Origin of the sequence: Duncaniella sp. B8, assembly GCF_005304985.1 — a bacterium.
In the GTDB taxonomy this organism is placed as follows: Bacteria; Bacteroidota; Bacteroidia; order Bacteroidales; family Muribaculaceae; genus Duncaniella; species Duncaniella muris.
Window position 1 is genome coordinate 958281 of record NZ_CP040121.1, and the last position, 13446, is coordinate 971726.

General features: G+C 52.5%; 10 protein-coding genes. 8 read left to right on the top strand and 2 right to left on the bottom strand.

Annotated elements, in window-relative coordinates; all coding sequences use genetic code 11:
* Positions 1–73: 73 nt before the first annotated feature.
* On the bottom strand, positions 74–1300 hold the full coding sequence (locus FDZ78_RS04405) for a transposase (RefSeq protein ID WP_124076708.1): 1227 nt from the start codon (positions 1298–1300) through the stop codon (positions 74–76).
* A gap of 224 nt (positions 1301–1524) precedes the next feature.
* Here FDZ78_RS04405 and FDZ78_RS04410 point away from each other — a divergent pair, with 224 nt between their 5' ends.
* The 8 genes from FDZ78_RS04410 (at position 1525) to FDZ78_RS04445 (ending at position 12195) form a co-directional block, all read left to right on the top strand.
* Positions 1525–2973, top strand: coding sequence for a HAMP domain-containing sensor histidine kinase (locus FDZ78_RS04410; protein WP_136408083.1), 1449 nt, complete (start codon positions 1525–1527; stop codon positions 2971–2973).
* A 290-nt stretch (positions 2974–3263) separates the two neighbouring features.
* Positions 3264–4613 carry a gliding motility-associated protein GldE gene (gene gldE / locus FDZ78_RS04415; protein WP_136408084.1) on the top strand — a complete coding sequence of 450 codons (1350 nt, stop codon included), beginning with the start codon at positions 3264–3266 and terminating at the stop codon, positions 4611–4613.
* A 5-nt stretch (positions 4614–4618) separates the two neighbouring features.
* On the top strand, positions 4619–5206 hold the full coding sequence (locus tag FDZ78_RS04420) for a hypothetical protein (protein ID WP_136408085.1): 588 nt from the start codon (positions 4619–4621) through the stop codon (positions 5204–5206).
* 2 nt (positions 5207–5208) lie between these two features.
* Complete coding sequence (locus tag FDZ78_RS04425) at positions 5209–5763, top strand: 4'-phosphopantetheinyl transferase superfamily protein (RefSeq protein ID WP_136408086.1); 555 nt, start codon at positions 5209–5211, stop codon at positions 5761–5763.
* A gap of 211 nt (positions 5764–5974) precedes the next feature.
* Entirely contained in the window at positions 5975–8866 is a 2892-nt protein-coding gene (gene secD / locus FDZ78_RS04430) for a protein translocase subunit SecD (RefSeq protein WP_107031676.1), read from the top strand.
* Positions 8867–9122: 256 nt separating this feature from the next.
* Positions 9123–9389 (top strand): DUF4492 domain-containing protein, encoded by a 267-nt coding sequence (locus FDZ78_RS04435; protein ID WP_107031677.1) that lies wholly within the window; start codon positions 9123–9125, stop codon positions 9387–9389.
* Positions 9390–9484: 95 nt separating this feature from the next.
* A complete protein-coding gene (locus FDZ78_RS04440) occupies positions 9485–11035 on the top strand; it encodes a cytochrome ubiquinol oxidase subunit I (RefSeq protein WP_136408087.1) in 1551 nt (516 codons plus the stop codon).
* Between the two features lie 32 nt (positions 11036–11067).
* On the top strand, positions 11068–12195 hold the full coding sequence (locus tag FDZ78_RS04445) for a cytochrome d ubiquinol oxidase subunit II (protein ID WP_136408088.1): 1128 nt from the start codon (positions 11068–11070) through the stop codon (positions 12193–12195).
* Between the two features lie 110 nt (positions 12196–12305).
* On the opposite strand, the gene FDZ78_RS04450 is transcribed toward FDZ78_RS04445, so the two are convergent.
* Positions 12306–13436, bottom strand: a complete 1131-nt coding sequence (locus FDZ78_RS04450; RefSeq protein ID WP_136408089.1) for a glycosyltransferase — start codon at positions 13434–13436, stop codon at positions 12306–12308.
* Positions 13437–13446 lie beyond the last annotated feature (10 nt).

The following is a 13446-nucleotide window of genomic DNA, read 5'->3' on the forward strand; positions in this document are numbered from 1 at the left end:
CTAAACCATCGGCATGGCTCATTCGTTTATCTGATACAATGATTCGGTAAAATTTGAGGTTGTTCAGCCTTGGCTAAGCCGCTAACTGAGCCAACCGATGATTTATTTTCTGAATTATTTTGAGATGCGGAGATTTTCCGCAAGTCGAAATAATTGTTGAGGCGAGATAAGATTCAAACATAAGCCGTTTGAACTGCGCTACCGAAAGATCCGGATAATCCTTCCTTATGACCTCTTTGCAGACATTGAGGGCTGTGAAGGAAAGATTGAACGCAAAGTCAAGCCGCTCCCTGTCGCGGGTCTGCTGTGACTGAAGTCCGGTAAACTGCTTGGCATCGCGTATACCGAACTCGATCTGGAAGCGTGTGCGGTAGAAACCGATGATCTTTTCAGGTCTCATGTCGGTGTCGGTAGAGAAGTAAAGAAGAGGCTCTCCGTTTTCAACCGGACATACCACGATACGGATGTCGCGTTTCAATGCCCTCGAATGTACGACCGCCGTGTGACATCGGGTTTTGATTCCTTTGGAATCCTCATATATGAATGAAGTGAACACGGACATATCAAGAGTTGAGAAATCCACTTTCTCTCCATACTTTTTCTTTCTGCCGCGTCTTCGCGTGGCGGAGGAATCCGGTATGGCCAAATACCTGAGATATGAATTGGCACGTAATCTCCCGACAAACCGGAATCCCATGCCAATCACCTCATTTACAAACTCATATTTGGAGAAAAAGGCATCGGCAACCAGAATATCCGTCAGTGAGAGCAGCTCTGCCGCCTTTGACCTGACAAGTGCCACATACCAGTCAAGCATTGACATTTGTTTCTCAGATTCAAGAGTCCTGAAGTTCGGTGACTGGACAGCACCGAGCATCACACATGTATGTTTACTCAGACTTATTGCCCCGATCGCCATTATCTCCAGACCGCGTTTGACACGTTGTGCCACCCCTGACCAGAAACGGCCTATGCCATATGTCAGGCTGCCTGACTTTGAAATGAACGACGGATCGATTGCCACTGCCATGTCATCGGACGGTCCAAAACAATCCTGCGCCATACCTATGTTGACTTTCATCCAGTCTACGGGTGTCTTGAAATTGGAGGCAAAGGTCTTGGCTGTACGACCGCCATAGCGCGACAGCCGGGTAAAATTGACTTTGCCCGGAATCAACGCCACAGTGCGTATTGTTAAAATCAGCCAGTTGAGGAACCTTTTGCTCATCTTGGTTGTAGTATTTTCAAATACCGACTTACACTGAAAGGTGAAGTCTTTGAGAATCGCCAATACGTTCATATTGTTTAATGTTTTTATAATGAACGCTTTGGCGATTCATTTGTATTTGACGATTCGATATATTAACTTAAGTTTCAACCACTTCGGTGATTTTTACCGAATCATTGCTGATAAGTAACTCTGAGAAATTAATTTATACTATTATATGAGCTACTTATGCACACATTCTATCGGTTAATTTTTAAGAGTTGCTTAAACACAATCACGCAAACTATTTATATATTATGAAACGACTGTTTACTCTGGTCATAGCTCTGACCGCCGCGGCTTTCGGGATGTGGGCCGACAGCCAGACCGAGCTCAACCGACAGCTGAAGGCTTACAACTCGCAGATGGCCGCACACCAGTATCTGCCCGCCGCACGCTCGGCAGCTGCCGCGGCTGCGATATGCGCCGATGCCAAGAACTACGACGGCGCTTTCCGTCTTCTCGCCAACAACGACAAGACTCTTGCCGAACGCCATATCTCGCCCGACTCTCTGCCTGCGGTTTTCTACACGACCGAACGCGCCCGCTTCCTCATCTACCGCAATCTCTCAAACAACTCCGACGCAGGCCGCTCGCTCGCCAAAATGGCCGGCTATGCAAAAAAAGCAGGAAACAAGGAACTCACAAGCGACATGCTCTTCAACGAAGCCCAGTATTACTATGCCATCAACCAGACAGCCAAAGGCGACCTCTGCATAGCCCGCCTGATCAAGCAGTATGACCAGGCCAATGACTACAAAGCCGCCGACAAGGCCTATCAGGACCTCATCGAAAGAGCCGTAAGCGCCAACGATGCCCGCCTCGTGGAACACACCTATGAAAACTACATGCGCTGGTCAGACTCGATCGAGGCCATAACAGCCCATACCGAACTCGGCAAGGTTAAGCAGGAGTATGCCGAAAGCCAGGAGACTATCGCAGAGAAAGACCACACCATAAAGGCCCGCACGGGCTGGGTGGTAACCTTCATCACTCTCTTCGTCATCGCTCTTGCCGCCCTCGGTGTCGGTGCCATGTTCTACTGGCGCGTGGTGGCGAAAAACAGACGCATGAAAAAATCCGTTGACACCGCCAACGCCGAAAGCGCCGCCAAGAGCGCCATACTCCACAACATGTCTTCGCAGATGGAGCCTACACTCGAACAGCTTGACCAGACAGACCCGGCTGTGCGCAACCTCCGCGGCTATGTCAGACGTGTCGGCGAACTCTCCGATGTGGAAAGTGCCGGACAGCTTGACGAGGAAGCCCTCGAAGAAGTGAATCTCCAGACATTCTGCGATGCCATTGCTAATAAAATCCGCCCGATGCTCAATCCGCGCGTGGTGCTGCATCTCGACGGCTGCAAAGGCTATGCCCGCATCGATGCTCCCGAAGTCGACAAAATCCTCACCCATCTTCTCGGAAATGCTGCAAAACACACAGCCGAGGGCGGTAAGATCACACTCGCCTACCGAAAACGCGGAGCGAAAAGCCACCAGTTCATCGTGACCGACACAAGTCCGGGCATCCCCGAAAACGAGCGCGAAAATCTGTTCAAGCCCTTCGCCACGCCGACTGACATCAGCAAAGGCGCCCGCCTCGGCCTCCCCATCTGCGCCCTCCGCGCCGAAAAGATCAACGGCTCTCTGATCCTCGATCCCTCAGTCACCACTGGCGCCTCATTCATCCTTACCCTCCACAGCTGACGCACCATCCATACACACAACCATGAACCGGTCAAAGTCTGGTTTTACAACAACATGATCCTCACCTGGGGCATAAAACCTCTTACCCCGAAACGGTCACTCGGCATCTTGCCGCGGACCGTTTTTTTAACAAAGCCGAGGCAAAATCTGTGAGGTTACGAAAATTCTCATTATCTTTGCAGCGATAATGCCTGTGTTGGCTCATACCGTCTTTGAGATTGATGCCCCGGCTCTTTGTATAACTTATCTAAATCGTCTTGGACACTGACCCTTTACCTGCCACTGAACAGGTGGCAAACACTCTTCTTGACATTACCAACACTCCGTTGCTTGACGTTGCGCCATTTTCCACCGACAGCATTGTGGCGCTCTTGTGTGCTTTGGCAGCGCTTCTGATCTCCGCATTTGTTTCCGGAAGCGAAATTTCATTTTTCTCGCTGACACCCGTGCAGTGCGACGAACTGGAAGAAAGTTCGTCGGGCGAACGTGTGTTAAGACTGCTCCGGATGCCCGAACGCCTCCTGGCCACAATCCTCATCATCAACAATCTGGTCAACGTGACCATCGTTGTGCTCTGTAACTTCGCCCTCGGCCCGATCTTCTCGACACTCAGCCCTGTGTGGAGTTTCATCCTGCAGACCGTACTTCTTACCTTCCTGATACTCCTCTTCGGAGAAATCCTGCCGAAACTCTATGCCAACTCCAACAATCTGGCATGGGCCAAAACGGCTGCCCCGATGCTTGAAGCCGGGCTCAGTCTGTTCTATCCGCTCTCGTCAGTCCTCGTCAAGAGCAGTGGCATTGTAAAGAAAGTGGTGACCAAAAAGACCACCTCTGTCACCGCCGATGACCTCTCGCAGGCTCTGGAGATAGCCCATGTAAGCGACGACGAAAACAAAGACATGCTCGAAGGCATTCTGAAATTCGGCGACACAACAGCCTCTGAAGTCATGACCCCGCGCGTCGACATCACAGGCATCGAAACCTCCGACTCCTTCGCCCAGGTGATGAAAATAGTGATCGAAAGCGGATTCGCCCGCCTGCCGGTCTATGAAAACACTATGGACAACATAAAAGGAGTGCTCTATTCGCGCGACCTTCTCCCCTACGTAGGGCAGACCGGAGAAAACTTCGAATGGCAGAAACTGATGCGCGAACCCTACTATGTGCCTGAATCGCGCATGATCGACGACCTCCTCGAAGATTTCCGTTCGCGGAGAGTCCATCTGGCCATCGTGGTCGACGAATTCGGCGGCACCCAAGGCATCGTGACCCTTGAAGACGTGCTTGAAGAGATAGTGGGCGATATCGACGACGAATATGACGTTGAAGAAAAAACCTACCGCCGCCTACCTGACGACACCTATATCTTCGAAGGCAAAACCTTGCTCAACGACTTCTTCCGCGTAACCGATCTCGATGAAGAAGCCTATGCACCCGTCATCGAAGACTGCGAGACACTCGCCGGAATGCTCCTGGCCATCAAGGGAGACTTCCCGAAAGAAAAAGAATCAATTGTCTACGGCCGCTGCCGCTTCCTGGTGCTCTCCATCCATCAGCACCGCATCGTCAACGTGCGCGTCAAAGTAATGCCCGAAGACCAGCCTGATTCAATGACCTCTCCAACTCCCGCCCTGTAAAACCGATGAAAAAAGCCTTAGGCCATATTTCATGCCTTATAATAAGCATCACGGCGGCTATAGCCGCAGATTCATGCTCCGGGGCCGGAAATGACAGCGCCGTTCCCAAACCGGAGGGATGGCCCCGCATCGAACTGCCAGGCCGAAACCACAGCATCCACACCGCAGGTCCGGCCACACTGATGTTCAATTCAGACGCCGACGTCAGCATGCAGCAGAAAGCCGACGCCTCATGGTGGATCACCGTGACCTACCCGCAGTTCAGCAATGCAACCCTCTACCTGACCCTCTCTCCAGCCGGCCGACAGGAGATATCAGCGATCATGAACAACCGCCGCGAACGCATGGAACTCAACTCCGGAGGCGCCACAACTGTCATCACCGAACTCACATCAGCCGGCAACTGGCACTGCGAACTGGCCGAAACCCGCACCTCGCTCACCACCCCCGTGCAGCTTCTTGCCACAGATTCCGCCTCCGTGCTCTCCGGCGCCTTCTACCTTGATCTGCCCGCAGGCTCCTCACCCGACTCAATAGCCCCAATAGTAAGAACCGTCAGAGACGACATGCTTTATCTCCTCAAAAACCTCTGACCATGACCGAACTGACCGCCGGCTGCTGCCGCCTTTACCTCTGCCCCGTCCCGGACACCGCAGGCTCAAGACGCGACTGCGAGAAAGCCGCCGTCGAATCGCTTATAGCCCAAGCCCTTGGCGAGGGGATGGAATTAACCCACAGTCCGGAGGGTGCACCGTCCGTGAGCGGACATCCGGACCTGCGCATCTCCATATCCCATTCCACCAGCCACTGCCTGCTCGCCGTAGGCAATAGCCCGCATATTAATATAGGTGTAGATATCGAGTCTCCACGCCCGCAGCTGCTTCGTGTGGCCCAACGCTTTCTCACCCCTGCCGAAGAAGACTCTGCAAACCTCTGCTGTGACGAGCCGTCGAGACTCGGCATACTCCTGAAATACTGGACAGCCAAAGAAGCCGCCTACAAAGCCGCGCTCACCCCCGGACTCGCCCTCAAGGAAATCCACATAGCCCCGGATTTCACATCCGCGCAGGCCCGCGGAAGCAAATTTTCACTCGCCTGGCACTCCCTGGCCGCCGGCGAGGTCATCGCACTTGCCTGCCTTGAACCCTGAATTTGCCTATCTGTAAGGCAATTCCCGATCAAAAGCCACCCGATTTAGAGTTTAAACAGACTCTAACGCAAAAATCAGTCCTCCGGCGAGGGCATTTAAAAGAATTTTTGTATATTTGCAGACTGAAAATTGGCACTTTACCGATTTTCTCCATGAAAATCAATCAGAATTTTAATTTTAACTAACTATTTAAATACATCACTTTAACACAATGCAAAGCAAAGGATCTTTGGGAAGTGTTGTTGCAGGTGTGATCGCCATTTTCATGGTGCTCATCTGCTTGTTCTACCTTTCATTCACGTTAGTTACCAACCACTACGAGAAGAAAGCGGAAGAATATGCCGCCGTCGAGGCTGCCAAGGACAACAACAGCCCTGAAACTAAACGTAAGGCCTACAGCGAGTACATCAAGAACATCGCAAACGAAAAGGTTTATTTAGGCTATACATTCAATGAAGTACAGAAACTCGGAGTAGGTCTCGGCCTCGACCTCAAAGGTGGTATGAACGTCACCCTGCAGGTATCGGTACCCGACATCCTCCGCTCGATGGCCAACGCAGAAGGCAACCCCTACTTCGAACGTGCCGTCATGAGCGCCGACTCAATCACCCGTGCCAACAAGAGCAATGACTTCATAGACGTCTTTTGCGCAGAATACCGTAAGCTCGACCCCCAGGGCGATCTTTCGGTAGTGTTCAAGGATCAGGTGAAGCGCGGTGACAGCATGGACGCCATCAAGAACTCACTCCGTCAGGAAGTGAAAGACCGCGTCAGCAGCTCCACCAACGTGCTCCGCACCCGTATCGACCAATTCGGAGTCGTTGCCCCCAACATCCAGGAACTTGAAAAGGACGGCCAGATCCTCCTTGAGCTTCCCGGCGTTAAGGAACACGACCGTGTACGCGAGCTTCTCAAATCAAGCGCCAACCTCGAATTCTACGAGACCACCCAGTTCAACGAAATCGCCCCGATGCTCCAGGCGCTTGACAACGCCCTGCGCACCGACACCACCGGCAACGGCAAAGGTCTCTTCGACTACTTCCTCCAGGTCGGCAACCCCTACCGCCCAATCAGCGTAGGTTCAGCCACCGAAACTGCCCGTGACACCATTGATGCCATCCTTGCATCAAACGTAGCCAAAGGCATCCTTCCCTCCAACCTCAAACTTGCATGGGAATTCAAGCCTGAGATAGTACAGGTCGACGACTCCGTACGCGGCAAGCGCAACCTCAGCATCTATCAGCTCGTAGCCCTCAAGACCTCAAACGGCAAACCAGCACTCAGCGGCGACGTCATCACTTCAGCTACCAGCGACTACGAAGCCATGAACGGCAACTACGTTTCAATGAACATGAAACCCGAAGCAGCCCGCCAGTGGGCCCGCATCACTGCCGCCAACCTCAACAAGCCCGTGGCTATCGTGCTTGACAATCAGGTCTACTCTTCGCCCAACGTCAACTCAGTGATCGAAGGCGGACGCTCGCAGATCACCGGCAACTTCACCACCGATGAAGCAAAAGACCTTGCCAACGTGCTCAAGAGCGGCAAGATGGCAGCCAAGGTCGACATCATCTCCGACACCGTGATCGGTCCGTCGCTCGGCGAACAGGCCATCCACGACGGTCTCTGGTCGTTCATCATCGCCATCGTGCTCCTGATGATCTTCATGTGTCTCTTCTACGGCCTTGTCCCCGGCATCATCGCCAACATCGCCCTCATCTTCAACATCTTCTTCACCTTCGGCATCCTCGCGTCATTCCAGGCCGTGCTGACACTCTCCGGCATCGCCGGTATCGTGCTCGCGCTCGGTATGGCAGTTGACGCCAACGTGCTCATCTACGAACGTGCCAAAGAAGAACTCCGCGCCGGCAAGAGCGTACGCACCGCCATCGCCGACGGTTACAGCAACGCATTCTCAGCCATCTTTGACTCGAACCTCACTTCGATCATCACAGGTGTGATCCTCCTTCTCTTCGGAACAGGTCCTATCAAAGGCTTCGCCACCACCCTCATCATCGGTATTGTCTGCTCATTCTTCACCGCTGTCTACCTGACACGCCTTATATATATAATGTGTGCCAAGACCAAGCCCTTCGAAAAGCTGACATTCACCACTCCCCTTTCGGCCAAGATGTTCTCTGACACCCACTTCAATTTCCTCGGCGCCCGCAAGGTCAGCTTCGGAATTGTCGGCGCGGTTGTAGCCATAGTGATCATCTCGTTCTTTGCCCGCGGCCTCAACCAGGGCATCGACTTCTCAGGCGGCCGCAACTATGTGGTTCAGTTCGATCATCCTGTGAAGACCCACGAACTCCAGGCTCAGCTCGCACCCCTCTTTGACGGTGCACAGCTCAGTGTCATCACCATTGACGACGACACCAAGGTCCGCATCTCGACCAACTACAAGATCGACTCTGACGAAGAAGGCATCGACAACGAAATCACCGGCATCCTCTACAAGGGCCTTGAGAACCAGCTCAACGGAATGAGCATCGAAGACTTCTCGACCACTAACGAGAACATCGGCATCATGTCATCGCAGAAAGTAGGTCCGACCGTGGCCAACGACATGCGCACCGACGCTTACATCGCCGTGATCCTCGCCCTTCTGGCCATGTTCTTCTACATCCTGCTCCGTTTCCGCAACATCGCCTTCTCGCTCGGCGCACTTGCAGCTGTAGCCTTCACAGCCTTCACCATCATCGGTTTCTACTCGCTCTTCTGGGGCCTCTTCCCCTTCGCTATGGAAATCGACCAGTCATTCATCGCCGCCATCCTTACGGTTATCGGTTATCAGATCAATGACACCGTGGTAGTCTTCGACCGTGTGCGTGAAAACGTTCAGCTCTATCCGAAACAGAACTTCTTCGACACCATCAACAGCTCGATGAACTCTACTCTCGGCCGTACAGTGATGACCTCATGCTCAACGCTCCTCGTGCTCCTGTGCATCTTCATCCTCGGCGGTGACGCGATTCGCTCATTCGTATTCGCAATGATCTTCGGTGTGATCATCGGCACTCTCGCCACAATCTACGTGGCAGCTCCCGTGGCTTACCTCACCGATGCCCGCCGCAACGCCAAGAAAGCAGCCAAGGCATAACCGCCCGGAACCATATCCACTTCTTATAACCCTCCGGCCCGTAAGAAATTACGGGCCGGAGTTTTTTATGCAGGAAATCCAACCACAGGCATCAGACATCTCCATCTTCCTACTTAAAACCCTAAATTACTCCCACATATAGCATGTGACTGAATATGCTATATAACAGCTATACTTTTTTTCTCGCTGCGAAAAATTTATATAAATTTGCCTCACTGTCATCACTTTTGACATTCAGAGATTGTTATAACAGCATATGGACAGAACTCAGACAAAATCACAGGCTCACCTCCGCTCTCGGCTCTCAGCCTTCGGAACCGTGACCCACCGCATATACCGCTTCTATGCCGATGGATTCCGCTCGATGACTGTAGGCCGGAAGCTATGGTTGCTGATAATCATCAAACTGTTCATTCTGTTTTTCATTTTCAAACTCTTCTTCTTCCCAGACATCCTGTCACGCGACTATGACACCGATGCCCAAAGGGCCGAGGCAGTGAGGGAGTCTCTTCTCAACCGTTAAGCTCCGGAAATATTCTGCCATTTACAAACACACACACTCAACAGACTTTCTATCTCTTTCAACTATAAAAAACAACTTATAAAAAACACGAGAGTATGGACGATTTGATGACCGTAGTCGACTGGTCGCGATGGCAGTTTGCCCTCACAGCCATGTATCACTGGCTCTTTGTGCCGCTGACACTCGGCCTGAGCGTGATAGTCGGAATCATGGAGACCATCTATTTCCGCACCCGAAGCGAAAAATGGCTCCAAATTACCAAGTTCTGGATGACACTCTTTGGCATAAACTTCGCTATGGGAGTGGCCACCGGAATTATCCTTGAATTCGAATTCGGCACAAACTGGTCGAACTACAGCTGGTTTGTGGGCGACATTTTCGGAGCGCCGCTTGCCATCGAGGGCCTGCTCGCCTTCTTCATGGAAGCAACCTTCATTGCCGTCATGTTCTTCGGATGGAAAAAAGTAAGCCCCGGATTCCACCTCGCTTCCACATGGCTGACAGCCCTCGGAGCCTCGATCTCGGCCCTGTGGATACTGATTGCCAACGCATGGATGCAATATCCCGTCGGCATGGAATTCGACCCGGCACAGATGCGCAACGTCATGGACAACTTCTGGGACGTGGTTCTTTCTCCCGTGGCCATCAACAAGTTCTTCCATGCAGTGTTTGACGGCTGGGTGGTAGGCGCAGTGTTTGTCTGCGGTGTCAGCGCCTGGTTCCTGCTGAAAAACAAGCGCCGGGAATTCGCTCTCGACTCGATCCGCATAGCCGGCTGGACAGGTCTCGCAGGCATCGTGCTGACACTCTGGACCGGCGACGGCTCGGCAGTCCAGGTGGCGCGGGTGCAGCCCATGAAACTCGCTGCGATGGAGGGACTATATAACGGTAAAGTAGGCCAGGAGATAGTGGGCTTCGGTCTGCTCGACCCGTCAAAGACTCTCAATGACGGCAAAGATCCCTTCATTTTCGACATCTCGATCCCCTACGGACTCTCGATCCTCGCTAACCACGATGCCAACACCTTCGTGCCCGGCATCAATGATCTTATCGAAGGTATAAGCCTCACGCCGGAAGGCGACACCATCAGGACTGAATCATATGCCGAACGCATAGCCATAGGCAAACGCGCCCATGAGGCCCTCCGTGACTTCGACCGGGCCATGACCGACGGCGATACCGCGGCTATGGCCGAAGCACGCGCCCGTCTCAAGGAAGACTACCGCTATTTCGGCTACGGATATCTCGACAGCCCTGAGGAGGCGATTCCGCCTGTGGGCATGACATTCTATTCGTTCCACATCATGGTGCTTGCCGGAGGCTATCTCCTGCTTTTCTTCATACTCGCCGTCATCAGCTCGGCCCGTGGCGGACGCCTTTGGGAACGCAAGTGGTGGCAGTGGGTGGCCATACTGACCATCCCTGTGGTGTGGATCTGCTCAGAAGCCGGGTGGGTGACTGCAGAAGTCGGACGCCAGCCCTGGATCATCGAAGGCCTGATGCCCGCCCGCGCCGCTATCTCGGCCATCTCGGCCTCTACCGTACAGCTGACATTCTGGATGTTTGCCGCCGTATTCACAGCCCTGCTCGTGGCCGAGGTCACAATCATGATCAACCAGATCAGACGCGGACCTGAAAACCACTAACCCGATTTCTCACCCTCAAACAGACATAAATCATGGAACTTGAATCCTTACAGATATATTGGTGGCTGCTCATTTCCGTGCTCGGCGCACTGCTGGTGTTCCTACTTTTCGTGCAGGGAGGACAGACGTTTCTGCTTTCCGTCAGCGACTCTTCCGAGGCCTCGCGCCGTATGATCAGTTCTTTCGGCCACAAATGGGAACTCACGTTCACCACTCTGGTGGTTTTCGGAGGTGCCTTCTTCGCATCGTTCCCGCTTTTCTACTCCACAAGTTTCGGAGGCGCCTACTGGCTGTGGATGCTCATACTGATCAGCTTCGTGCTCCAGGCTGTCAGCTATGAATTCCGCACAAAGCCGGGCAACATCTTCGGCACCCGCACCTACGATACCTTTCTCTTCATCAACGGCTGCGTGGGCTGCATTCTGCTCGGCGTGGCTGTCTCGATGTTCTTCTTCGGGGCTGAGTTTTCAGTCAGCAAAGGCAACATTCTCAACGGTTCTTCTCCGATGATCTCAGTCTGGGCTCCCTCCCACGGTTTCGAGGCCATATTCAACTGGAAGAACCTGCTGCTCGGCTTCACCGTTCTCTTCCTTGCCCGCACGCAGGGAGCACTCTATCTGCTCAACAACAATTCCAACCCTGACAGCTTTTTCAAGGCCAACCGCCGCCGAGTCATGGTCAACGGTGCCATATTCGTGGTGCTCTTCCTCATCTTCGCCGGGGTTCTCCTCACGTCAACCGGACTGGAGACCACTTTCAACGGCGGGATCGACGGCCTGCGGAGCACTTTCGCTCCGCGCGAGTTCAAATACTTCCACAATCTGGTGGAAATGCCCTGGACTCTGGCCATATTCCTGATCGGAGTAGTGATGGTGCTCTACGCAATCATCCGCTCCACTCTTGCCGACCACTGGACCGACGGCATCTGGTGGAGCGGAACAGGCACCATACTGGTGGTGCTCTGCCTCTTCTGGATAGCAGGCTACAACAACACCCCCTACTACCCCTCGCTCACCGACCCATCGTCGTCGCTTACCATCTTCAACAGCTCATCGAGCCACTTCACTCTCACCTGCATGAGCTGGGTTTCCATAATCGTTCCTGCAGTGGCTGCCTACATAGCCTATGCCTGGTATGCTATGGACCGCAAGCACGAATAAGACGCCTATCATCTTGTAAATCCCACCGATCCAACACAATCAAAAGTTCCGGAAGTCTTGTCACCGACTTCCGGAACTTTTGTCATACAGTTTACCTCTGCAACTGACTTTTACCGAGCGGACAAAAGACGCTGACAGGCTCTTCCAAGAGGTCGTTTAAAAACGGCCTTAAAGCACTGCAACCTGAATTTCAGGCAATTTCTTAAATAAAAGAGCATGACTGCGCTATAAAAGCCAGAGCGGAATATCACATAAAAGATTTTTGAAATCGCAGGCGCGGCTTCCGCCGGATCATAATTCCGATAAGCCCGTTTAAGCGTTTCCAATGCTTCGCGGCGGTCATGAGCCGATAATTTCGAATAATTTTCAACATATTTTGCCATCTTGTCGGCAAGACAAGCTGAGAGATGTAGTTGCAATCGTCTCCATAGCGGACCTTCACTGCATCCATGATCCAACAAGGCCTGACGGATAAACATATTTGAATCCAGGATATTGAAACTCCTGGCCGATTTGATTTCCACAACCGAATCAGGATTATATCTGTAATTGTAAACCGCATTAGCGGCAAAAGCGACTTTTTCCGCATCCATCAGAAGGACACGGCTGCCGGCTTCGTCAATAAACATAAGAGACTCCGTAAGTGCCACCACGGGGGCCTTCACCGTCAATCTCAGTCCCAGAAGATAGTTCAGGCACTTCTTATAGAACTCCTTTTCATACAAACCGCCGTTCATTCCAAAGCGCCACTCATAGAGCGTGTGGGCAACCAGATCCCAACCCGTATAAACCGAGCCCTTATCCAAGGCTTCGGAATCAAAGATTTCCACCTCTTCCCCGGATCGGCAATTTCTCATGATCGGTAATGTTATTTCGGTTCCGGTCTCCAGCGCCCTGTCAATAAGCTCCCTGATAAAGTCTGCCGAAACATCGTCATCCGCATCTATCGGGCAGACATACTCTCCCTCGGCCATCTCAGCGCCCTTTACCCTCGGTCTCAATGGAGTTCCGGAATTATGTTCCGTCTTGTAAAGTCTTACCCTCGGATCACAATCGGCTATATCTTGTACCACAGCCGCAGTCTGATCAGTCGAGCAGTCATCCACAAAAACCAGCTCCCAGTCAGGATAGGTCTGCGCCAATACACTATTATATATTGTCTTTACGTATTCAGCAACATTATATGCGGGCACTATAACTGATACCAGCGGATGCCTGACCTCTCTTCCATTCTCAATCATATTTCAATTC

Excerpts from the sequence above, each read along its gene's own strand:
- FDZ78_RS04405 (WP_124076708.1), bottom strand. The coding sequence starts at position 1,300 with ATGAACGTATTGGCGATTCTCAAAGACTTCACCTTTCAGTGTAAGTCG.
- FDZ78_RS04410 (WP_136408083.1), top strand. The coding sequence starts at position 1,525 with ATGAAACGACTGTTTACTCTGGTCATAGCTCTGACCGCCGCGGCTTTC.
- FDZ78_RS04420 (WP_136408085.1), top strand. The coding sequence starts at position 4,619 with ATGAAAAAAGCCTTAGGCCATATTTCATGCCTTATAATAAGCATCACG.
- FDZ78_RS04425 (WP_136408086.1), top strand. The coding sequence starts at position 5,209 with ATGACCGAACTGACCGCCGGCTGCTGCCGCCTTTACCTCTGCCCCGTC.
- secD (WP_107031676.1), top strand. The coding sequence starts at position 5,975 with ATGCAAAGCAAAGGATCTTTGGGAAGTGTTGTTGCAGGTGTGATCGCC.
- FDZ78_RS04435 (WP_107031677.1), top strand. The coding sequence starts at position 9,123 with ATGGACAGAACTCAGACAAAATCACAGGCTCACCTCCGCTCTCGGCTC.
- FDZ78_RS04440 (WP_136408087.1), top strand. The coding sequence starts at position 9,485 with ATGGACGATTTGATGACCGTAGTCGACTGGTCGCGATGGCAGTTTGCC.
- FDZ78_RS04445 (WP_136408088.1), top strand. The coding sequence starts at position 11,068 with ATGGAACTTGAATCCTTACAGATATATTGGTGGCTGCTCATTTCCGTG.
- FDZ78_RS04450 (WP_136408089.1), bottom strand. The coding sequence starts at position 13,436 with ATGATTGAGAATGGAAGAGAGGTCAGGCATCCGCTGGTATCAGTTATA.